This is a genomic window from Chloroflexus sp. (genome assembly GCF_049970315.1).
GTDB lineage: Bacteria > Chloroflexota > Chloroflexia > Chloroflexales > Chloroflexaceae > Chloroflexus.
In genome coordinates this window covers 1-21410 of the sequence record NZ_JBMFNE010000018.1, presented here as the reverse complement: position 1 = coordinate 21410, position 21410 = coordinate 1, and the positions used below count along the sequence as shown (strand labels likewise).

At 55.5% G+C, this 21410-nt stretch carries 24 protein-coding genes and 1 pseudogene; 14 read left to right on the top strand and 11 right to left on the bottom strand.

Annotated features, from left to right (window positions below; all coding sequences use genetic code 11):
* Positions 1-163: 163 nt before the first annotated feature.
* The gene (locus ACP5OT_RS12620; RefSeq protein ID WP_424676489.1) at positions 164-1105 is read right to left on the bottom strand and encodes a GGDEF domain-containing response regulator; all 942 of its coding nucleotides are present in this window, start codon (positions 1103-1105) and stop codon (positions 164-166) included.
* A complete protein-coding gene (locus ACP5OT_RS12615; protein WP_424676488.1) occupies positions 1098-2042 on the bottom strand; it encodes an MDR/zinc-dependent alcohol dehydrogenase-like family protein in 945 nt (314 codons plus the stop codon). The genes ACP5OT_RS12620 and ACP5OT_RS12615 overlap by 8 nt, the downstream gene beginning before the upstream one ends.
* A 194-nt stretch (positions 2043-2236) precedes the next feature.
* On the opposite strand from ACP5OT_RS12615, the gene fmt reads away from it, so the two are divergent.
* The 3 genes from fmt (at position 2237) to ACP5OT_RS12600 (ending at position 4331) form a co-directional block, all read left to right on the top strand.
* Positions 2237-3181: a methionyl-tRNA formyltransferase gene (gene fmt, locus ACP5OT_RS12610; RefSeq protein ID WP_424676487.1), complete on the top strand. Its 945-nt coding sequence runs from the start codon at positions 2237-2239 to the stop codon at positions 3179-3181.
* Between the two features lie 105 nt (positions 3182-3286).
* Positions 3287-3721, top strand: a complete 435-nt coding sequence (locus ACP5OT_RS12605) for a hypothetical protein (protein ID WP_424676486.1) — start codon at positions 3287-3289, stop codon at positions 3719-3721.
* Between the two features lie 37 nt (positions 3722-3758).
* Entirely contained in the window at positions 3759-4331 is a 573-nt protein-coding gene (locus ACP5OT_RS12600) for an SH3 domain-containing protein (RefSeq protein WP_424676485.1), read from the top strand.
* Positions 4332-4387: 56 nt separating this feature from the next.
* Here ACP5OT_RS12600 and ACP5OT_RS12595 read toward each other — a convergent pair whose 3' ends face one another.
* The 4 genes from ACP5OT_RS12595 to ACP5OT_RS12580 are packed head-to-tail and all read right to left on the bottom strand — an operon-like array spanning position 4388 to position 7040.
* The gene (locus ACP5OT_RS12595; RefSeq protein ID WP_424676484.1) at positions 4388-5065 is read right to left on the bottom strand and encodes a lysophospholipid acyltransferase family protein; all 678 of its coding nucleotides are present in this window, start codon (positions 5063-5065) and stop codon (positions 4388-4390) included.
* A gap of 41 nt (positions 5066-5106) precedes the next feature.
* Positions 5107-5538: a DUF2231 domain-containing protein gene (locus ACP5OT_RS12590; protein ID WP_424676483.1), complete on the bottom strand. Its 432-nt coding sequence runs from the start codon at positions 5536-5538 to the stop codon at positions 5107-5109.
* A gap of 3 nt (positions 5539-5541) precedes the next feature.
* Positions 5542-6165 (bottom strand): YigZ family protein, encoded by a 624-nt coding sequence (locus tag ACP5OT_RS12585; RefSeq protein ID WP_428113135.1) that lies wholly within the window; start codon positions 6163-6165, stop codon positions 5542-5544.
* The gene (locus tag ACP5OT_RS12580) at positions 6162-7040 is read right to left on the bottom strand and encodes a hypothetical protein (RefSeq protein ID WP_424676481.1); all 879 of its coding nucleotides are present in this window, start codon (positions 7038-7040) and stop codon (positions 6162-6164) included. The genes ACP5OT_RS12585 and ACP5OT_RS12580 overlap by 4 nt, the downstream gene beginning before the upstream one ends.
* Positions 7041-7184: 144 nt before the next feature.
* Between ACP5OT_RS12580 and ACP5OT_RS12575 the strand changes: the two genes are divergently transcribed.
* Positions 7185-10253, top strand: a complete 3069-nt coding sequence (locus ACP5OT_RS12575; protein WP_428132300.1) for a winged helix-turn-helix domain-containing protein — start codon at positions 7185-7187, stop codon at positions 10251-10253.
* Between the two features lie 59 nt (positions 10254-10312).
* Entirely contained in the window at positions 10313-10750 is a 438-nt protein-coding gene (locus ACP5OT_RS12570) for a bacterial transcriptional activator domain-containing protein (RefSeq protein WP_428132298.1), read from the top strand.
* 3 nt (positions 10751-10753) lie between these two features.
* On the opposite strand, the gene ACP5OT_RS12565 is transcribed toward ACP5OT_RS12570, so the two are convergent.
* Positions 10754-10972 (bottom strand): hypothetical protein, encoded by a 219-nt coding sequence (locus ACP5OT_RS12565; protein ID WP_424676479.1) that lies wholly within the window; start codon positions 10970-10972, stop codon positions 10754-10756.
* A gap of 116 nt (positions 10973-11088) precedes the next feature.
* On the opposite strand from ACP5OT_RS12565, the gene leuB reads away from it, so the two are divergent.
* From leuB to ACP5OT_RS12530, 7 genes are all read left to right on the top strand, one after another.
* Positions 11089-12165: a 3-isopropylmalate dehydrogenase gene (leuB, locus tag ACP5OT_RS12560; RefSeq protein WP_424676478.1), complete on the top strand. Its 1077-nt coding sequence runs from the start codon at positions 11089-11091 to the stop codon at positions 12163-12165.
* A gap of 75 nt (positions 12166-12240) precedes the next feature.
* Positions 12241-12648 carry a cobalamin B12-binding domain-containing protein gene (locus ACP5OT_RS12555; protein ID WP_012615892.1) on the top strand — a complete coding sequence of 136 codons (408 nt, stop codon included), beginning with the start codon at positions 12241-12243 and terminating at the stop codon, positions 12646-12648.
* Between the two features lie 2 nt (positions 12649-12650).
* A complete protein-coding gene (gene meaB / locus ACP5OT_RS12550; RefSeq protein WP_424676477.1) occupies positions 12651-13583 on the top strand; it encodes a methylmalonyl Co-A mutase-associated GTPase MeaB in 933 nt (310 codons plus the stop codon).
* A gap of 61 nt (positions 13584-13644) precedes the next feature.
* A complete protein-coding gene (gene manB / locus ACP5OT_RS12545) occupies positions 13645-14988 on the top strand; it encodes a phosphomannomutase/phosphoglucomutase (RefSeq protein WP_424676476.1) in 1344 nt (447 codons plus the stop codon).
* A 7-nt stretch (positions 14989-14995) separates the two neighbouring features.
* A complete protein-coding gene (locus ACP5OT_RS12540; protein WP_428113128.1) occupies positions 14996-15604 on the top strand; it encodes an alpha/beta fold hydrolase in 609 nt (202 codons plus the stop codon).
* A 52-nt stretch (positions 15605-15656) separates the two neighbouring features.
* A complete protein-coding gene (locus tag ACP5OT_RS12535) occupies positions 15657-16661 on the top strand; it encodes an ATP-NAD kinase family protein (RefSeq protein WP_428113125.1) in 1005 nt (334 codons plus the stop codon).
* 222 nt (positions 16662-16883) lie between these two features.
* The gene (locus tag ACP5OT_RS12530) at positions 16884-17510 is read left to right on the top strand and encodes a hypothetical protein (protein WP_424677545.1); all 627 of its coding nucleotides are present in this window, start codon (positions 16884-16886) and stop codon (positions 17508-17510) included.
* Between the two features lie 19 nt (positions 17511-17529).
* Here the strand turns inward: ACP5OT_RS12530 and ACP5OT_RS12525 are convergent, their stop codons facing one another.
* Positions 17530-18243, bottom strand: a complete 714-nt coding sequence (locus tag ACP5OT_RS12525) for a hypothetical protein (protein ID WP_428113123.1) — start codon at positions 18241-18243, stop codon at positions 17530-17532.
* Positions 18240-19487, bottom strand: a complete 1248-nt coding sequence (locus tag ACP5OT_RS12520; protein WP_428113121.1) for a hypothetical protein — start codon at positions 19485-19487, stop codon at positions 18240-18242. The genes ACP5OT_RS12525 and ACP5OT_RS12520 overlap by 4 nt, the downstream gene beginning before the upstream one ends.
* A gap of 86 nt (positions 19488-19573) precedes the next feature.
* Between ACP5OT_RS12520 and ACP5OT_RS12515 the strand changes: the two genes are divergently transcribed.
* Positions 19574-19816, top strand: a complete 243-nt coding sequence (locus ACP5OT_RS12515; protein ID WP_424677548.1) for a hypothetical protein — start codon at positions 19574-19576, stop codon at positions 19814-19816.
* Between the two features lie 143 nt (positions 19817-19959).
* On the opposite strand, the pseudogene ACP5OT_RS12510 reads toward ACP5OT_RS12515, so the two are convergent.
* Together ACP5OT_RS12510 and ACP5OT_RS12505 are read right to left on the bottom strand one after the other, a co-directional pair.
* Positions 19960-20250: pseudogene (locus ACP5OT_RS12510) on the bottom strand (transposase); the annotation flags it as partial.
* A gap of 339 nt (positions 20251-20589) precedes the next feature.
* Positions 20590-20847, bottom strand: a complete 258-nt coding sequence (locus ACP5OT_RS12505; RefSeq protein WP_424677423.1) for a transposase — start codon at positions 20845-20847, stop codon at positions 20590-20592.
* Between the two features lie 119 nt (positions 20848-20966).
* Between ACP5OT_RS12505 and ACP5OT_RS12500 the strand changes: the two genes are divergently transcribed.
* Positions 20967-21233, top strand: a complete 267-nt coding sequence (locus tag ACP5OT_RS12500; protein ID WP_424677424.1) for a hypothetical protein — start codon at positions 20967-20969, stop codon at positions 21231-21233.
* Positions 21234-21410: the final 177 nt, after the last annotated feature.

The window sequence follows — 21410 nt, the reverse complement described above, 5'->3', positions numbered from 1 at the left end:
CGATCTTTCAAGCAGAGCGAGAAAACAACAGATATTGTTGGCGGTGCATATGGAGCGTTTACACTGAGTGATAAGGTTGTGGTATCCACCAATCACGATACGTATTGGTGTACAAAGGAAGTTTCCTTATCTCATGCAAGACTCATTGACGAGTGGGTTTCGATCAACGTACCCGCACATTATCAATATATACTGCACTTACACCAAACGCCTTTGCCGTGTGCTTCATCGCTGCGGCGGCCCGCGATAATTCGTCTACGGTGGTGTTTGGTGTGCTAGAGACACCACCGATCGCGATTGTAGCGATCGGAATATGGCGCAGATTGCCGGCGCGATCGCGGCAGATGAGGAATCCGCGTGCGCGGTCGATCTCATCGTACAGTTTCACTGCCGATTGCTCATACTGCGCGACGATCCAGCGTGAAATATCGGTGGCAATTGTGGTAGGGCAGAGCATCACGAAGTCATCGCCGCCGATATGACCGAGAAAGGTGGGGTAGGCAGAAAAATGTTGTTGGGCCTGTTCACAGATCTGCGCCAATAGTCGGATCGCCTGATCACCGCGGGCAAAGCCATACGAGTCGTTAAACGCTTTGAAATCGTTCAGATCGATGTAGAGCAACACAAACGACTCACCGCGTTGTAAGCGATACCGTAACTCTTCAACGATCAATGAGTTACCGGGCAAACCGGTCAGTGGATTGCGGACAGGGCGTTGCGTGGTACGCCGTAATAGCGAGCGGATGCGGGCAATCAATTCGGCGTCATTAAAGGGTTTTGTGACGTAATCATCGGCGCCGGTATCAAAGCCGATCACCACATCTGCCGGGTTGGTGCGTGCGGTGACAATGATAATCGGGAGATGTGCAGTGCGTGTGTCGTTGCGCAACTGGCGAATCGCCTCATAGCCATCGACTCCAGGCAACATCAAATCAACCAAGATGATGTCTGGCAGTTGTTCTTGAGCGATCTGGAGGAGTGCGATACCATCCTCCGCGACCAAAACATCAAAACCGGCGCGTTGCAGCATATCGCTGAGCAAAAAGCGCAGGTTTGGATCATCGTCGGCAATTAAAACCGTCGGTATATGGATCTCTTCAGACACTGAGCAATACCTTAAGTTGGCCGGGTGCGGCGCTAAATGCCTGTAAACCAGCATCAAGGGGGTAACAGGCACTGATCAAGGCTGATGTCTCAACAAGCCCGCGTTCGAGTAAGCGCAGTGCCGGCGCGAATGGACCACAGCGCGAGCCGATGAGCTGTATTTCGTCAACTACCAGCATGCTCAGGTTCAGTTGGGTTTCGGCGGCAAACGTACTCTTGAGCACCAGCCGTCCACGTGGGCGAACAAGACGACGTGCCGTTGCTAGTCCGCTTGGGTTGCCGGTACAATCGATAACAACGTCAAAATGGGCTGCCGGTACGTCAGTGCTGGTTGTACAGGTTACTCCTTGACGTCGATACAGCTCCCACCGTTCGGGATGACGACCGACCAACGTCAATGCACAACCCGTTAGGCGCAGCACCTGCACAATCATTGCTCCGAGTTTACCGTCGCCAACAACTGCAACTCGTTCGGAAGGGTGGATGTGGCTCTGTTCGACGATTTCGAGTGCGGCGGCTAGTGGTTCGGTAAAGACCGCTGCCTCATCGCTAACAGTCGCCGGTACTTCATGGAGACAGGCTTCGGGTAGCACAAACAGATCGGCCATCGCGCCATCACGACGGTCAATACCAAGCGTAGTACGTTGTGGGCAGTGACTTTCATCACCGCGCAAACAGGTGACGCAGCGACGACAAGCTGCGTTGATTTCGCCTACGACTCGTCGCCCACGCCATTGCGGGTCGTCACAATCGATGACGGTTCCAACAAATTCGTGACCAAGAATACCGTGAAAGTTCATATACCCACGGGTAATTTCGAGATCGGTATTACAAATCCCAACCAAATGTGGTTTGATCAGCGCTTCACCTGGTGGGCGGTGTGGTTTGGGATAATCAGTAGTGTAGCGTAAACTACCATCGAAAACAATTGCTCGCATGACTTTACCGGAATGGCTCTATGTTGTCCCTTTCGACAGAGGCAAATTGGTGAAGTTCGTGACTAAGTTGTCTGCGAAAGTCGTAGCTCTATTATACTATATGCTGTTGCCTGCGATGACAGGATCGATGTCAGCGTTGCACAATTGCGACCTCACTACGAGCCGATCCCATCGCCAGACCAAGGAGATGTTCTATGCGTATTATCTTTCTCGGCAGTCCCTCCTATGCAGTACATGCACTCGATGCACTGGTGGCTGCCGGGTATACGATTGTTGGCGTTGTTACGCAACCGGATCGCCCGGCCGGGCGCGACCGGCGGTTGACACCACCCCCGGTGAAGGTTGCCGCGTTGGCCCATGGCTTGCCGGTGCTCCAACCGGAGACGCTGCGTGCTCCAGCAGTAGTCGAGACGCTGCGGGCACTACAGCCGGATGTCGGTGTGGTGGCAGCGTATGGTGAGATCTTACGCCGGGCCGTGCTCGAGATTCCGCCGTTGGGCTATCTGAATATTCACCCGTCGTTGTTGCCGCTCTATCGGGGACCGACTCCGGTGGCCGGTGCGATTTTGGCCGGTGAAACGGTCACCGGCGTGACAATTATGCGACTTGATCCCGGTATGGATAGTGGTCCCATTTTAGCCCAAGCGATGGTCGATCTTCCACCAAATGCGCGTACCGGCCCACTCACCGATGAGCTGTTTCGGCTGGGTGCTACGTTGTTGGTCGAGGTGCTACCTCGCTACGTGCGTGGCGAGATCGAACTGCGTCCCCAAGATCACGGCCAAGCAACCGTCACCAAGATGCTCAAAAAGGAAGATGGCCGGATTGATTGGACGTTGCCGGCAATTGTGATCGAGCGAATGACCCGCGCTTATGATCCATGGCCGAGTGCGTATACGTTCTGGCGTGGTCAGATGTTGCGAATTATGAGTGCCGCTGTGGTCCCGACCGATGCCTTGGCTACGCCAGGAATGGTGATTGGCCGGAGTGCCCACGGTCATCCGTTGGTGCAGACCGGTAGCGACGCCCTTGAATTGGTTGAGGTGCAGCCGGCGAGCCGTCGCCCAATGAGTGGTGCAGCATGGTTGGCCGGTGTTCATGCTCCTGAGATTGTGTTGGGTGCTGACACACCACTATAACGCAGTGCGTTATTGACGACCTTGCGTTTTGTCTCTGAACCGCGTATAATCCCAATACGGGCAACGACATATGCTAGAGCTGCCGAGAGATGTGGGAGACGCCTTATGCCATTCTTCAAAGATGAGGAAGAGCTGCGACAGGTTTTAGGGACGCTCTATGATCGGGTTAAATGCGATGCGCAGATTGCGCCACGGATCTGCGAAGGCCGGATCGTCATTCAGTTTCGCTACGAAGAACCGCACGGTGTTGTTACCATCGATGCTGCCCATCCACCGACTCAGCCCGGTGCGTATTGCGATGTGTTCTGGGGTGATGTCGATCTCAAGCCCGATGTTGAGATGAGCATGAAAGCAGATATCGCTCACCAATTTTGGCACGGCAAGATCAATCTGATGACGGCACTAGCACGACGGCAAATTATTGCGAAAGGTCCAATTCCTAAAATCCTCAAGCTCTTACCTGCAGTTGAGCCGATATACACGATCTACCCCAACATGCTGCGTGAAATGGGGCGTGAAGATTTAGTTATCACCAAATAGTCGGTATCCTCGCTTGCCTATGCCAACAACGAGCGAGATGTACGAACTCGGTGCTGCCGATGCCGAACGGGGAGAATTCAACCCTTTCTACTACCAGCACTACTACTACTACCGGTTAGGGTATGATTCGGTGCGCCGCCGTCGCTCATGGCGCACGCCCGTGAGTATTGCGCTATTCGTGATGGGTGGTATTCTTCTGGTGACGGTGGTTGTCTGGTTCGTCGGACGTTTGGGTCCGGCTGTCGTCGCACAACCGATGGTGACTCCCCAAACAACAGTGGCTGTGGCAACACCGTCACCTATTCCGCCAACGCCTTCACCGTTGCCTTCACCGACTACGGAGCCAACGCCGACGCCGCCAACGTTGCAAGTTGGTGGCCGGGCTGTTATCGTTAACGTAGGGAATGCCGCGCTGCGCCTGCGGTCGGCTCCAGGCCTAACTGCGCGCGTAGTGGCGCTCATTCCGGCCGGTCGTGAAGTGATCCTGCGCGAAGGGCCGGTTGACGCCGATGGTTATACGTGGTGGCGGGTGGAAGTAGGTAGTGTGAGTGGGTGGTGTGCCGTTGCTACCCCCGATGGGACGCTGTTTCTCGAACCGCATGTGCCCTGAACGTGAGCGATGCATCTATATTGGTACAAACATCTCCGTTCGACTGAACTTCATCCTTACTGTGATGGTGTGGCTGTTTCAACCAGAGCGGCATACGGGCCACGCTGAGCCGGTGGTAGCATAGATGCAATCTTCACCATCATTTCAGTGGTTAAGCGTTCCATCACATCGGCGGGAATGCGATTATCGGGCAGCGGGTCGATGCGGTAGGGTTCACCAACAGTAATATAGACCGGTTTGCGCAGTAAGGTGCCGCGGAAGCCATGTTCGGTGCCGGTGATGGCCATTGGCACAATTGGTACGCCGGCCTGCATCGCCAGTCGGATTGCACCACCACGACCCGATTGCAAGATGCCGTTGCGGCTGCGGTGTCCTTCGGGAAAGATCAGCAATACGGCTCCATTCCGTAGTGCGTCGGTGGCAGCATCGAGTGCAGCGAGGTCACGTTTGCCACGGCGGATCGGAATCACGTGCATCGTGCGAAAAAACCAGCCGGCTATAGGGTTTGCGAAGATCTCGATCTTTGCCAACCACGAAAGCCGATAGCGGAATGGTAAGAGCGCACCAACCGCGGGAATGTCAACCCAATTGATATGATTCATGACGAGGATCATCCCACCCTGCTCACGCGGTGGTAAGTTTTCAATACCGGTGATTGACCATCGCCACCAGCCAATGAGCCGAAAAAAGTTGATGATGAGGTAGAGAATACCGTACACGACGTAGGCGAACATGACCTCCTCACGCAATCTACCAATAACGGCCACTCGTGGATTTAACGGCCAAGATCGAAACCAAACACTAAGCGCCCGCCAAGCCAACCCCCGACAATCAGAAAGAGACTACCGGCGATATGCCAACTGAGATAGCTCTGTCGCTGGGTTAGATGGTAAACGATATCGGGCTGTCGCCGTCGAATGAGCCAAACTCGTCCGTAACATAACGTTGCGATAAGACTGGCCGCTGCATGACCATTTGTCCATAAAAGTACCGGGTCATCGGTAGGACGGCCAAACACTTGACGAGCGGCATCAAAGAGACCACTGGCAATGGCGACGACTGCGCCGATGAGGCCAAAGATGAGACAGTGGTATGCGCTTTGTTCCCACTGCTTCTGACCGGTGCGCAGTGCTATTAGGGTGAAGAGACTACTGGCTAACAGCAGCCCGATAGGTATATGGACTGTAGCGGGATGCAATGCGTACATCGCCTATATTATACCATACTCGTGTGCCGACTCGATGCGAATCCTGCCTGCGCTATATTCATCGATCTGTTTGCTGATAGTAGCAGCTTGATCGGCCGGCAAACCGACTGTAATCGTAATCGCGGCGGCAAATGTTTCATCAATGATCACAGCCGCATTGGCTTCCAGCAGCCGACGGATCATTGTGTAGTCGGCGTATGGGACGTGAAGGGTGATGTATCGATAGATAACCCGTTGGGTACGTGGTACTATGGCAAGGACGGCGCGGGTAGCGTCGCTATACGCCCGAACCAATCCCCCTACACCGAGCAGGGTGCCACCGAAATAGCGGGTGACAATCACCATGATGTCACCGAGATTGGCTCCACGCAGTACCGCCATCATCGGTCGACCGGCGGTACCGGCCGGTTCACCATCGTCACTCATCCCGGCGACAGTGCTGGCGCCATACCCGATCAGGTACGCATAGCAATGATGGGTCGCGTCGGGCATTTCAGCACGGACTGCCGCAATCGCGGCACGGGCCGCTTCTACAGTTGAGGTAGGGATCGCCTGTGCGATAAAACGGGAACCGCGCACAACAATTTCTGTTCGTGCCGGTGCAGCCGGGATGGGGTAGCGAGTCATGGTATCTGTGTTTCATTCCACAACGGATTGGCGAGTTCGTCAATGGCAGCCGCAACTGCTGCTAATTCGGCGGCCAGGGTATAGTAGCGTGAACGACCTTCGGCGTGTCGTGCCGCCCAAAAAGGTTGAAACGGTTCGGGTATCGGATTGCGTAACGCACGGTGTACTTCGGCGAGTAAATCCCGAAACTCTAGCTCCCACCATCGGTGGAGGGCTGGACTGAGGGTACTACCCGGTGGCCCAAAATCGGCCAGTAACCGACGAGCGAATTCACGGGCAAGTGCTTGCTGTTCGTGTGCCATCGCTACCGCTTGTGCGGCTAGTTCGGCTAACCGACCGGCAATCTGGGTCGGTGTGGCCGGTAGCGTGATGGTGTCAGATGCTTGCTGTAAGTGAATACGTCCGCCCCTAGATGTGAGTAACGCTAGCGTGAGATGATCGGCCGGTGCCACAACGCGGATCGGATGGAGGGCAACCGCATGACCTGAATCCCACGCAATCGGTGCTTGTTCGCCGGTGCCGATCAAGATGCGAGGTGTCGGTGCGGTCAGAATTGCCGTAGCAGGCGACGGCATTTCCCACCATAACGGCTCGGTGTGATCGGTATAGGCGCTCAATCGTCGGTTGAGTCCGGGGTGGCGTTGGATCAAGTCGGTGACGCTCGTGATCGCAGACTGCTGGCTGTACCCCGGAGGTATGACTAACAACCAGCGGTCGCCGATGGGAGTATGCCACGGTTGTAACGTAGATCTGTCGACCAATGGACGAAAGAATGATGCACAAGCCGGCTCGAAGATAACGGCTTGATCGCGTTCGGCACGGGTGAATACAAGTGCCGGATGCGGTGTTGGCAGACTGTTCAGGAGGGTAGGCATAATAAAAAGGGCATGCTACAATACAGACGATGATATAGTATACAACTGTATCATACCTTGTATTAAACCCTGAATTTCGGAGAACGCCATAGATTACCACCTCTCTTTATCTATGGCATATGTTGATACACTAAGGAGCAGCCCATGACCGATCTGGCCGAGCAAGCGCCATCGGTTGCGGTAGGCACCCCTATTTTACCTCTCAAGATCACACCGCCGCCGGTGCGACGAGAGGAGATCCTTCGTCACGATTTGCAGGCGTTACTGACCGAAGTACGTTTATTACCGGTGACGGTCGTTGTTGCCCCTGCCGGCTATGGCAAAACGACACTTCTCGCACAGTGGGCTGACCAACTCACTCAGACGGGTGCCCAGGTAGCGTGGCTTGGGTTCGATACGAGTGATCAAGAGCCGGCCTTACTGTTAACGTACTTGATTGTGGCTATCCGGCGTTTACTCCCTACCGCCGGTGAGCAAGCGTTGCGTCTCTTGCAGAGTCTGGACAGTCTTAAGCAAAACTGGCCATTGGTTGCCGGTGCGTTACTGAGTAATGTGCAACGTGAATTGCAGTCACCGGCTATTTTGATGCTCGACGACGTACATCTTGTCAGTGAAGGCCCGATAACTACCGAACTGTTAGGTTATCTTCTCCGTGCTGCACCACCGAATTTGCATATTGTGATGGCTTCGCGCCGGCCCCTGACGTTTGCGCCACTGCCGCGCCTACGCGCCGAGGGTGGGTTGCTCGAGATTGGTGCGTCTGATCTCTTGTTGCAACGCGATGAGGCCATTGAGTTGTTAGCGCGCGTCGGTGTGGTATTGCCCGACGATGAACTTGACCTGTTACTCGAACGGACCGGTGGCTGGATGTTGAGTGTGCAGTTGGCGGTGCGCACATTGGCGCGCCAGACACCTGAACAGCGTCGAGCTTATCTCCAGGGTTTGGCGACAAATCAGCACGATCTCTTTGAGTATTTGGCTTCAGAAGTGTTGGGCATGCTCCCGAGCCACTTAGTTGACCGTCTGATCTGTACGGCATTGTTTGGTCAAGCGATCCCCTCACTCCTCGATGAAGCCCTAGGAGTTGATGATAGCACGCAACTGCTCGAGCAAGCGATTGATTTTGGTCTACCGCTCACCGTTGAAACCGATGGCACTTCCGGTGAACGGGTGTTTCGCTTCCATCCACTCTGGCAGCGCTTACTAGCCGATCAGGCCCTATTGCGCTTCGACCGGGTCTTTGTTCGTGAGCTTCATGAGCGGTTTGGGATGACCCTGGCCCGGCACGATCAGATCGAGGCGGCTTTGCGTCATCTGGCCGCGGCGGAAAATCCGGCAGCGATTGCCTATGCCCTGCGCGAGTACGCATGGCCGCTGATCGATTCTCCCCAACGCGAGAGTCTACGCAATTGGATCGAGCGCTTGCCACAGGATGCACGCGAACGTGATCCGGCGCTGCTCCATATGTATGGATGGAGCTTTTTTAACACCAATCGGGAACGCGCATTACAGTTGATCGCACAAGCTGCCGAACAGTATCGATTAGCCGGCGCCACCGATCAAGAAATGCGCGCGTTGCGCGATATGGCTGTTTTGCTCTTTTGGGCCGATACACCGGCCGAGTTTGCTCGCGTGTGCCGGCGAGTGATCGAAGCCGCAACCCGCATCAACGATGCCTGGTCGCGTGGTGCAGCACTGGTTGGGTTCATGGCGTTGCTCTATAGCCAAGGGCGGTTCCGGGCCGCGTTGCGAGTAGGGCGGTGGGCAGAACGGTGGCCGCTGAGTGTGCTTTGGCAGTGGTTGTTGGCGGTGTTGCGTTCGTCAATCTATGTGCAACAGGGCTATCCGGCCGAGGCACTGACGGCCATCCGTGCCGCTCTTGATCTGCCCCGAATTGATCGCAACGATATGCTGCGCCAGTCGTTGTTGTTGTTACAGGCGTTAGCCCTCTATCAGCAAGGTCAGAGCGAAGTTGCTCTTGATCAAGCACAAGAGTGCTATTTTCGTCTGAACGACTACACCCCTGGCAGTGTGTTGACCGGTAATGCGGTGCTGATCCTGGCGTTACTCTTAGTTGAGCACGAGCGCTTTGATGAGGCGGCGACGTATCTGCAACGGGGACGGCAAATTGCGAGTCAGCTTGATGACCGGTTATTAGGAATGCGGGTGCGTGTCGTTGAGATTTACGCTGCGTTACGAAGCCAATCGCCGACGGCTGCCGCACAAGCTGTTGCATTTTGGCACAAATTACGCGAGTGCGCCGATCCTAATACACCGGTGACCCGTGAGAGCGACTTGCAGTCCTTCCAGATACACGATGCGTGGATGCAGACTCTGTTGCTGCTCGCGATGGGTGAAGGTGGTGAGACTGAACAAGCGTTGGCGATGGCCGATTCGTTGCTCGCGTTTATCGTTCGGCGTCGCGATGGTCTGTTTCAGGCGGTTATTCATATCTACCGCGCCTATTTGATGTTCCAGCAACAACCGCACATGGAGGCTGTGGCCGATGATATTCGTATCGCCTGTACGATCTGCGACCGCGTCGGTGTGGAGACGTTGCCCTTCCTACCACGTCCGGTGATGCTCTGGGCCATCAAAACGGCACTACAGCTTGGGCTGTCGAGCCGGGCAATGATTGCTGCATTGCGCAATTTTGATACTGCAACCCTGACCTCCATCTTGGTACCACTCCTCGATGAAGCGTACCCAACGACACTCCGGGTACGTATCGCCGGCTTGGTCGGTGAGTTGGGGTTGGTTCAAGCTTACAGTACATTACGTTCGTTATTGAAGGAACGTGTACCAGACCTTCGGCAAGCCGCCGCGGATGCGCTGGAACGGCTGGCGTATCGTCCCCCCTACCGGCTGATCATTCGTGCGCTCGGTGGGTTTCAGGTGTTGCGCGGCGATCAAGAAGTGCGTGAACGGGATTGGCGCAGTATCAAAGCACGCCATCTGCTCCAGCTCCTCCTGATTGAGCGGGGCCGTATGTTGTCGCGCGATCAAATTATGGATATGCTCTGGCCCGGCCTTGATGGTGATTCGGCATCGAATAATCTGCGCGTGACCGTTAGCCGGCTCATTAAAGCGCTCGAACCGGATCGTCCTGAAGGCGCACCAACTTACTACATTTTGCAACAGGGTGATACCTACGGTTTCAACGTTGATAGCGACCATGAATACGATGTTGCCAGTTTCAGTGCTCTACCGTGAGCCGAAAGTATTGAAGTTTCAACGTTGATAGCGACCATGAATACGATGTTGCCACCTTCGTGCAGGCGGTTGAACGCGGGCGACGCGCGTTACAGCGTAACCACTATGATGAGGCACGCGAAGCATTTCAACAGGCTGTGACGATCTATACCGGCCCCTTCTTACCCGACAGTCTCTATGAGGATTGGTCGGTGGTTGAGCGTGAGCGGTTGGGGTTGCTGTTTAACGATGCCGCTCTTAGTTTAGGTCGCCTCCTGTTTGAAGAAGGTCGCTACCGAGAGGCAATTACGTTAGGGTGGCGTGTTCTTGAATATGACAAAGCTCAAGAAGAGGCGTATCAGTTGCTGATCCGGGCGTATGGAGCGATTGGCGAGCGCGGTACAGCGATCCGGCTGTATCATCGCTGTGTTGCCGCGCTACGTGATGAGTTGGGCGTCGAGCCACTGCCGGAGACCGTTGCGCTGTTTGAACAGGTGCGTGGGCGCCGGTCTTCGTAGCTACTATGTGGTTGGGCTTGATGTCGGATCGGTGGTAGTGTTATTGGTGCTGGCGTGCAAATGATTCGTAATGAAGGCCAGAAGTTCTTCAAGTTGATCAATCCGACACTCGAAGCCGGTACCGATATGCTGTATCCGTCCGTGCCATTGCTGCGCTGTCTTACCTTCATTCTCAGCGACGACAATGCGGACCAAAAAAGATTCGACTCGGCGTGTCGCCATACGTTCATTCCTTGTGCTATCCTATTCTGTCGCATACCCTCACGTATCTTGGTAGTATCATACTGAGGGATTCTTACCATTTCGTAACCGTTTTTTGTGAAGATGCTGAGGAAACAATGCAAGCAGTGATTGCTGTGTTACCCGGCGATGGGATCGGGCCGGAAGTGGTGACTGAAGGGGTGAAGGTGTTGCAGGCGGTCGCAGTGCGGTTTGGTCATACCTTCACTCTGCGCGAAGGCTTGATCGGCGGTTGTGCAATCGATGCCACCGGTGAACCATTACCGGCAGAGACCGTAGCCCTGTGTCGTGCATCCGATGCAATTTTGCTCGGCGCTGTGGGCGGGCCAAAGTGGGACGATCCGCAGGCTCGGGTTCGACCTGAGCAGGGATTGCTCGGTATTCGCAAGGCGCTCGGCCTTTTTGCCAATCTACGACCGGTGACGGTCCATCCGCGGCTGATCGGTGCATCGCCGTTGCGCCCCGAACGGCTGCAAGGTGTTGATTTGATCGTCGTGCGTGAATTGACCGGTGGTATCTATTTTGGTGAGAAACGGCGTGAACGTGGTCCTGATGGTGAATGGGCGAGTGATCTGTGTCTCTATAGCGAAGCAGAGATTGTGCGGGTGGTACGAGTAGCCGGACAACTAGCTCGACGCCGACGTGGTAAGCTTACCTTGGTCGATAAAGCTAATGTGCTTGAGACGAGTCGGTTATGGCGGAGTATCACAACCCGTCTCGTCCGCGAGGAATTTGCCGATCTAGAGTTCGAGACGATGCTGGTCGATGCTTGTGCAATGCATCTGATCCGTCGACCGACCGATTTTGATGTGATCGTGACCGAAAATATGTTCGGTGACATCCTCACCGATGAAGCGTCGATGCTGGCCGGTTCGATGGGGATGTTGCCGTCGGCGTCGCTCGCCGAAGGTCGGCTTGGCCTCTACGAGCCGATCCACGGTTCGGCGCCAGATATTGCCGGTCAGGGTAAGGCTAATCCGCTGGCAACGATTCTCAGTGTGGCAATGCTGTTGCGCCATTCGCTTGATTTGCCTGAAGAAGCCGCGTGTGTCGAGGCGGCAGTCGCAACGGTCATCGACCGTGGGATTGTAACGGCCGATATTGCCACTCCCGGTCAGGTCGTCGCCACAACGGCTGCCGTTGGTGATGCCGTGGCCGCCGTCATTGCCGGGTAAGGCGATCGTTGTCGATGTCACCAACGATAGGGTTTACCACAGACGCCATTGTTATCGCAGCAAAAGGAGCGCTCAATGGAGCGAAAAATTCGCGTACTGGTTGCCAAACCTGGTCTTGATGGTCATGATCGCGGTGCGAAAGTGATTGCACGTGCTCTCCGTGATGCCGGTATGGAGGTGATTTACACCGGTCTGCAACAGACTCCGCAGATGATAGTTGAAGCAGCTCTCCAGGAAGATGTTGATGTGATCGGTCTTTCGATTCTCTCCGGCGCCCACATGACGCTACTCCCTAAGGTGATGCAGTTGCTGCGCGAACAGGGGATGACGGATGTGTTGGTCGTCGCCGGCGGGATCATCTCCGACGAAGACGCTGCGATCCTCAAGCGCGAACATGGCATCGCCGAGGTCTTTGGACCGGGTTCATCAACCCAGGCTATCATCGACTTCATCCGGGCAAACGTTCCGTTGGCGCGGGGTTAAGCATGAACGAACACGACTTGGTGACGCGCCTGCGCAATGGCGAACGGCGAGCCTTAGCGCGCGCTATTTCGTTGGTAGAACAGGGAGGGTCGGCAGCACGAGCAGTATTAGCTGCCGCCTATCCATACGCCCACGCCCACCGGGTAGGTGTTACCGGACCGCCCGGCGCCGGAAAGTCGACCCTCGTGACCGCACTGGCCCAAGAGTGGCGGAAACGTGGTGTGACGGTTGGTATTGTTGCCGTCGATCCGTCATCTCCGTTCAGTGGTGGCGCCGTGCTCGGTGATCGGATCCGTATGCAGGTGCTCGGTGGTGACCCCGGTGTGTTTATCCGTAGTATGGCCAGCCGTGGGCGGATGGGTGGTCTGGCCCGAGCGACGGCTGATGCCGTGACTCTGATCGCTGCTGCCGGCTTTTCGGTTGTGCTCATCGAAACGGTTGGGGCCGGTCAGGATGAGGTGGATATTGCCCAAACTGCCGATACGACCATCGTGGTCGAAGTGCCCGGTATGGGCGATGATGTTCAGAGTATTAAAGCCGGCATGCTAGAGATTGCCGATATCTTCGTCGTCAATAAGGCCGATCGACCGGGTGCCGATCAGACGGTACGCCAGTTGCGTACAATGTTGCAATTGGGCGGCGGATCGACCGATGGTTGGGTGCCACCGGTCTTGACCGCCGTTGCGACAACCGGCGAGGGATGTGGACAAGTGGTTGATGCGGTGAACCAACACCGGCAGTTTCTCACCACAACCGATATGCCGGCCCGACGAGCGCTCATGGTTGCTGAACGTGAATTGACTACAGCAATTCAAGAACTTGTTCTCGAACGGTTGCGTGGCCCACGGTGGAATACCATTGTTGGTGAGATTGCCGCACGTCGGCGAGATCCATATGCGGCAGCGAGTGAGTTATTGGATGGGTGGCCCACGTAGTTGCTGCTTGTGGTAGGATACAGCCGGAACTATTCACCGAATCAAGCCAAGGAGGCATTTCGTGCAGGTCAATCCATCAATTTTTAAGGCGTATGATATTCGGGGTATTTATCCGACCGAGCTAAACGAAGAGATTGCTTACCTGATCGGGCGCGCCTTTGTTACGTTTCTCGGCGCCGACACGGTCATTGTTGGCCGTGATATGCGTACCTCTGGGCCGGCGTTGTTCGATGCGGTGACCCGTGGCATTATGGATCAGGGCGCCGATGTCGCCGACATCGGGATGGTTAGCACCGATCAATACTACTTTGCGTGTACACAGCTCGGTTTACCGGGTATGATGGTCACGGCATCGCACAATCCAAAGCAATACAACGGCTTCAAGATGGTGCGTCGCATGCCCTATCTCTTGTCAGGTGATGAGGGTATCCAGGATTTACGCCGCTTAGTCGAGCGTGAAGCCTTCCCTACACCGACCCGACGCGGCGAGCGTCGCGAGTACGATTTCAAAGAGCAGTTTGTGCAGAAGGTGCTCTCCCTGATCGACGTTGAGGCGATCAAGCCGCTCAACGTGATCGTAGATACCGGTAATGGGATGGTTGGTCCTATCCTGCAAGCGGTCTATGCCCGCCTGCCGATCCAGTTGACCGGAATGTATCTCGAACCCGATGGCACTTTGCCGAATCACGGTCTTGACCCGTTGATGCCGGAGAATCGGGCCGAATTACAGCGGCGGGTGAAGGAGGAAGGCGCCGACATTGGTTTTGCCTTTGATGGCGACGGTGACCGCTTCTTTGCGATTGACGATCGCGGTGAGTTTATCTCCGGCGACTTCCTGACGGCGATTTTAGGTCGTTATCTGCTCGAGAAGGAGCCAGGCGCGAAGATTCTCTACGATGTGCGTGCCTCGTGGGCGGTACCCGACGAAGTGCGTGCCGCCGGAGGTATTCCGTTGGTCGAGCGGGTTGGTCATGCGTTTATCAAACGGCGTATGGCAAACGAAGATGCGATCTTTGCCGGTGAGGTCTCCGGTCACTACTACTTTAAAGCCTTTGCCTTTGCCGATTCGGGCATTATCCCCTCGCTCTATCTGCTCGAAATGCTGTCGAAGCGTGGCGTAAAGATGAGCGAGCTGTTGAGCCGACTCGAGTCGCGCTACTTCATCTCAGGCGAGATTAATTCGCGGGTGAGCGATGTGCGTGCCAAGCTTGAAGAGATTGCCGAACGGTATCGCGATGGCAAGATCGAGCGGATCGATGGTGTCTCGGTGAGCTACGATACGTGGCACTTCAATGTACGTGGTTCCAACACTGAGCCGCTGATCCGGCTCAACCTCGAGTCGATTGCCTCGCGAGCCGAGATGGAAGCGAAGCGTGATGAGGTGTTGGCAGTGATTCGATCATAATTTCCGCTTGCACCGCGTTGATCCTGAACGGCTGGCTTTGGTTGGGATTAGCCTCGGCGGTGCCCATGCTATCACAACCGCCGCGGTTGATGAGCGGGTGAAAGCGGCAGTGGCCCTCGAACCGCCGGGTAATGGTGCGCGTTGGTTGCGTAGTCTGCGTCGTCATTGGGAATGGCGCGAGTTTCTGGTGCGCTTGGCCGAAGATCGGCGACGACGGGTTATGACCGGCGTCTCAACACTGGTCGATCCGTTGGAGATTGTCGTACCTGACCCTGAATCACAAGTATTTCTCAATCAGGTGAGCGCAGAATTTCCACAGATGCAGGTGATGGTACCGCTCGAAAGTGCTGAGGCACTGATCGAGTATGCACCCGAAGAAATGGTACATTGCCTTGCCCCACGCCCATTATTGGTCGTCCACGGTGATGCCGATCAATTGGTGCCGTTGGCCGAGGCCGAGGCTATTGCGATCCGGGCTGGCTCATCTTGCCGGCTGGACATCGTACCCGGTATGAGCCATTTCAACTGGGTAGTACCGGGTAGCACCGGTTTTACCCGAGTAACTGATCGTATCGTCTCATTCCTCCACGAGGTATTACCGGTACACGTAGGGTAGGCATCATCTCTTTAATGAGCGCGGGGCCGCTGTGCCCCGCGCTGTGTTTGCTATGATCACGGTTGGTATCATTGCAAATCCGGCTTCAGGCAAAGACATCCGGCGTCTTGTTGCCCATGGCTCGGTGTTCGATAACGAAGAGAAGGTAAGCATTGTTAAACGGGTGTTGCTGGGGTTAGAGGCGGTTGGTGTGCAACACGTCTGGATTATGCCCGATCGCTTTGGTATCGGTCTGAAGGCGCTCGATAACCTGCCGTTGCAGATCAAAGCAACATTACTCGATATGCCGGCATGGTTTATGCCTGATGACTCGCGGCGGGCGGCGCAATTACTGGCCGAGCGCGGGGTTGGTTGTATCGTCACCCTTGGTGGTGATGGAACCAACCGCTTGGTGGCAAAGGGTTGTGGTGATGTGGCACTGATGCCAATTTCGACCGGCACTAACAACGTGTTTCCAATGATGATCGAAGCAACAACGGCCGGTCTGGCTGCCGGATTGGTGGCGAGTGGGCGCGCTGATGCGGCGGTCTCGCGCGCACCACGGATCGACGTGTATCGGTTGGCTGCCGGTCAGAGCGATTTCACGCCCGATGCACCTGATGATATCGCATTGGTTGATGCCGCTATCTACAATGAGCGATTTGTCGCTGCCCGCGCAATCTGGGATAGTGGGCGGATTACCGATCTTGTTCTGACCCGCGCCGAGCCGGGGAATATCGGTTTGTCGTCGATTGGAGCCAACGTATTGGCCGGTAACTATCCACCAGGGCATGGATTATACTTGCAATTGGATACGAGTGGGATACCGGTGCGCGCGCCGGTTGCACCAGGCTTGATGCAGACGGTTCATGTCGCCGCGCATTGCGTGCTGGCTCCCGGTGAGATGGTCCGCGTGTATCGCGCTCAACCGGCGGTGTTGGCGTTCGATGGTGAGCGCGAACTCGAGCTGCGGGCCGGCGAGACGGCGTTGCTGCGGTTTAATCCGCATGGACCGCGCGTGATCGATCCACGACGGGCGATTGCGTTAGCGGCTGCGAGTGGTGTGTTTATCGGCTGATGATAGTAACACGCCGGTTATTCCTTTTAGGAGCGCAGCACACTTGGTTAGGAAATAGCGTGAGGGTGGGGAGAATTGAATATTCTTTACGGAATTATAGCGCATCCATCGGCCTGATCGTGTTAGAGTACATTATGGAGGTGATGCAGCTTTGGCGGTTGCCATCCTCGTCGGTCTAGGGTACAATTTAACAGTTATGCTACCGGCTAAGGAGTAGAGTTGATGGTAACCTATGACGATCTCGTGATGGCATTGGAAGATGCTTGGCTCAGCGTTGGCCTGCACGAACACACGTTGATCGAGAGTTTTATACCCGCCACGCACGATCGCACGTGCAAGATTGAATTATTCCCCGATCACGCCGAGCCGCTCACATTGGCGACGATGCCGCCCTGGCTTGAAATAACGTTTACGTGGTCGCCGGTCCATCAGTTGATCAGCGAGGGGCGCGATCTGCCGGCCGATCCACTGGAGTTGACGTTGACGTATACGGTGACGTTGACCAATCACCGTGATCGGAGTGATGTAGAATTGGTGCGGATGTTTCAACGCGCTGTGCATAGTGCCTTTACCCACCACTTTCCCAATGAGGTCATTGAGATTGAACCGGTTTCGGTAGAGGTACGGCGGATTTACCAGCCGGTCGAACAGCGGGTTGAACTTGAGGCGATCCAGTTGGTAAGTGCTACCATGGTCGATCTGTTTGAACAGTGGGAAGACCGTGATGTGCAGAGTTTGCGCCGTCTGATCCGTTCTGAGTTGCAATTGGCCCGCACGATTATCGCTAATCTGAGCGAGACGTTTCATTCCCGCGGTAACGGTAACTACCGTTCGGTCGATGCTGCGTAATCGTTGTCGTCTCTTTCCTCTACTGCCCTACTCCAAGGATCCAACCGGCAGTAATAAATGCGCTGCCGGCCAGTACATACCGCACCGATGCCGGTGCGGAGCCAAAAGCGATAGTGCTGGCGATGGCGGTTGCGCTACTCATGGCTGTGATGAGCCACGGTAAGGTGCTGCCAATCTCGGTGTAAACGTTCAGTGCTGTGCTGATCGGTAAGGAGCCGATCAGTATCAAACCGAGCCGACTCGTTGCCAGTGCAAGATCCGTTGGTGGGGGTAACAAGTACGGTAACGCAGCTAGCCACGTTATCGTACCGATGCTAAGTGCGATTTGGTAGGGAAGTGCGGTAGGCCAACGAAGTAGGCCTCCGAGATCGAACGTCGCGGTGGCGCTGATGAGCGCAAGCATAGCGCTGAGGAGTGGTACATAGCCCTCGATGAGGCGCGGTGGATCGAGTGGTGTCGTGGCGAAACGGCGAACAACCGGCCAGAGGAGGAGTACCAATGCGGTCGGTAGATCAAGGCCATAGGGGAATGACGGCGCTGTGACTAACGGCAACAGGGTGATCGCACAGAGTGGCGGGAGCACATCGAGTAAGGTAACGGCATAGAGCCGTTCAACTTGCCGGCAACCGCTTATGTATGCGACCAGCAGGGATAGGAGGAAGGCACTTAACCCACCTGGAAAGATCAGCACTCGTACCCATGCTTGCCCTAATGCGCCAAGGAGATCGGTCATACCCATTTACACCAACGACTGATCAGCCACGCTAAGGCGCCGATCAATCCCATTAAGAGCAAGAGGACAACGCCGGGTGCCGTGGCTGCTATCCGTGAACCGGCATCGAAAGCCAGCATCCCTGCCCATCCCCACGGTTCAATAGCGCCGTAGGGGGTTAATCCACCCTGCAACTGATCACTGATCGGACGGATCAACCAGCGTGATAGCGCCGGCGCCGCGATACCAAGACCCAGACTCACTCCGGCACCAACGGTGCTCGCCAAACGACGAGCCGTTTGTATCTGTCGGCCACCGGCTACCATCAGCAGCAATGCAGTAGCCCATACGACAACTGCTAAAGCTGCTACACCGGCTGCCATGACGGCGGCACTTGCCGACCACAGTGCGACGAAGCCGAGTGTTCCCGGTACGGCGCCGCTTAACAGCCAACCGGCCCACCGGCTCGTGCCGGCAGCAGGTTGCGTCAATCGACGAACGGTCAGGTGACCGAAGAGCAAACCGGTTGCCACGACTCCTGCCGACGAGGCACAGCCAATGGCAATGATCGCTAAGCCACTGAGACTGCGGGTTATCCATTCTTCGGCAGCAAACGGATCGCTGCTCGTAAGGGCATACCACGCGGTGCCAACGCCAAGCGTACCACCAACCACGAATGCGGCCAGTTGCCACCCAAGATTCCACGGCCCGACGCTGAACAGTCGGAGGAGTGCGACCAGTCCGGTAACGGTCGCCAAAGGATCGACCGATGGTGGTAGGGGCGCTGCCGGTAGATCGAGCGCGCCGACCATCATCACAACGCCGGCCAGCACGAGTAAAAAGCTGATACTGTTCAACCCGTTACCACTTATTAATAGGTGCCACGACGTAGCCCGGAAACCGATCAGCCCATAACCGGCAGCCATCACGGCTCCCGCAATGCGATTCGGCCACCGCTCGCTGAAGATCGCTACGCCAAGTAGACCGACTGCGATTCCCATCAGGTGCCCACTGAACATTGCCAAACCAAGGGCCACCAGTTGGCCGATCCGTCGCCACTGGCCGGGTAAACTTAGCATTAACAATCCGGCAATGAGCAAGGTAAAACAGCTCAAGCCATCGATATAGATCACGCTGAACAGTTGTACCGGCTGGCGTTGGATTAAGGTAAAGCCGGCAATACTCCCCAAGGCAACGCTTCCACTCACCAGCCAATGTAGTGCGGTCAAGTTTATGCGCCGAATGTGGAACGATGAGGTGTGCATGCGTCGAGATTCGTGATGAGATTGTCAAAATAACCCTCGTCAATTATAATCGCCAAGTGATCGGTTGAGCAATCTTGTTTACATCTATGACCGACATCTTCCATAAACTCCTCGACATTCGTCATTCTGACGAAGAATCACGTCAGCGCGGGCGCAATATCATCATAATCGCGCTCGGTTTACTGGTAATCAACCTCATCGTTTCAAGTACGATCATTGTGGGCTTCCCCGAATCGGTCTCGCTCCTTGTCTCAACCTTTCTATCAGCTATCTTGTATGCTGGCATTGCCTTCCTGACCTGCCAAGGCTTCATTGACTTTGGTGGCTAGCTTACCGTTGGAACTTCCCAACTGCGAGTGCTTTCGGCGCTCCGGCACCTGCTTCATTGACTTTGGTGGCTAGCTTACCGTTGGAACAGCACTTGTCGGGACGACGATAGCCTCATTTGCTCAGAGCGTGTCTGAAAAGTCCATCAGGAAACCGATCTAGCCCGGATGCGAGCCAGATGCCTGACCATCAGATGCGTCATTGCGGCGTAGACCATGGCTTCACTGGTTGCGGTCAAATACTCGTAGTCTTTGCTCAGACGCCGGTAGCGACCAAGCCAACCGAAAGTGCGCTCAACGACCCAGCGACGTGGCAGCACTTGGCAGCCCTTGCCTTGATCGGAGCGCTGCACGAACTGACGCACCCAGCCGCAGACGGCATCGAACCAGTCAATGAGCTGACCAGCAGAGCCACCATCGGCCCAGATCAGCTGCAAACGCTGCACCTCTGTGTCATTTCGCGCGTAGCGAGAAATCTTACCATCCGATGTGCTCCACTCACCCTATCAAATGCCGCTAACCAGCGTTAAAGATGTCTTGCGGCGCTCGCCATGACAGGGAGGCGAGGCTCCCACTCACCATAATTAAAGATGTCTTGCGGCGCTCGCCATGACAGGGAGGCGAGGCTCCCACTCACCATAACCGGTGTTAAAGATGTCTCGCGGCGCTCGCCATGACAGGGAGGCGAGGCTCCCACTCACCATAACCAGCGTTAAAGATGTCTTGCGGCGCTCGCCATGACAGGGAGGCGAGGCTCCCACTCACCATCCCAAATGTCAATAACCGGTGTTAAAGATGTCTCGTTTTCCGTCGTCTTGACCGACGGGCTGTCCAGGAGACCGGCACGGGGTTCTGGGTCGCGACCGTCGGCCACCCGTACTTTCACGACGCAATGGGTCGATGAGTCGCTGCCAGGTGCCATCTCGACGCCACTGGCTGAAGTGTTCGTAGACCGTTTGCCAAGGTGGCCGGTCATGCGGCCACATACGCCAGGCACAACCGGTTCGCAACAAATATGAAGTAGAAGTTGGCATTCACAACTGCTCGCATGTCCGTGGTGCGCGACCATCCGCCCGGCTTTGTCGGTGGAATCAATAGTGCGATGATTTGCCACTCTGCATCGCTCAGGTCTGTCGGATACGCTTGTCTCGTCATGCGACAAATTTGCCACCATCAAGCAATCCTGTTAACTATTGCCTCTCCCTGTCATGTCGAGCGCAGCGAGACATCTTTAACGCTGGTTAGCGGTATTGAACCGACGCGGATCACGATTTCGTCGGAAGCGTTTTTACTAACTTCTACTATTTTGTGCGGATTCATCGCCGTGATCAGTTTTGTGCAAAGTCTCGGTAATGAGACATTACATCGTCGTCTCCAAACTGCGTTGCATCAAGCGCAACAGTCGGCCAATGAATTATAGCAACTGAATGCCGAACTTGATCGGCAGGTTGCGTTCCAAACCGAAACGTTGCACATAACTTTGCAAGAGCTTGAGGAACGTTCCCGCCAACAAGATCGGTTATTGGCTGAGGTTATTGCGCAGCTTGATGTGATCCGCCAACTGAGTGTGCCGGTCTTGCCGGTCGGGCCGGCTACC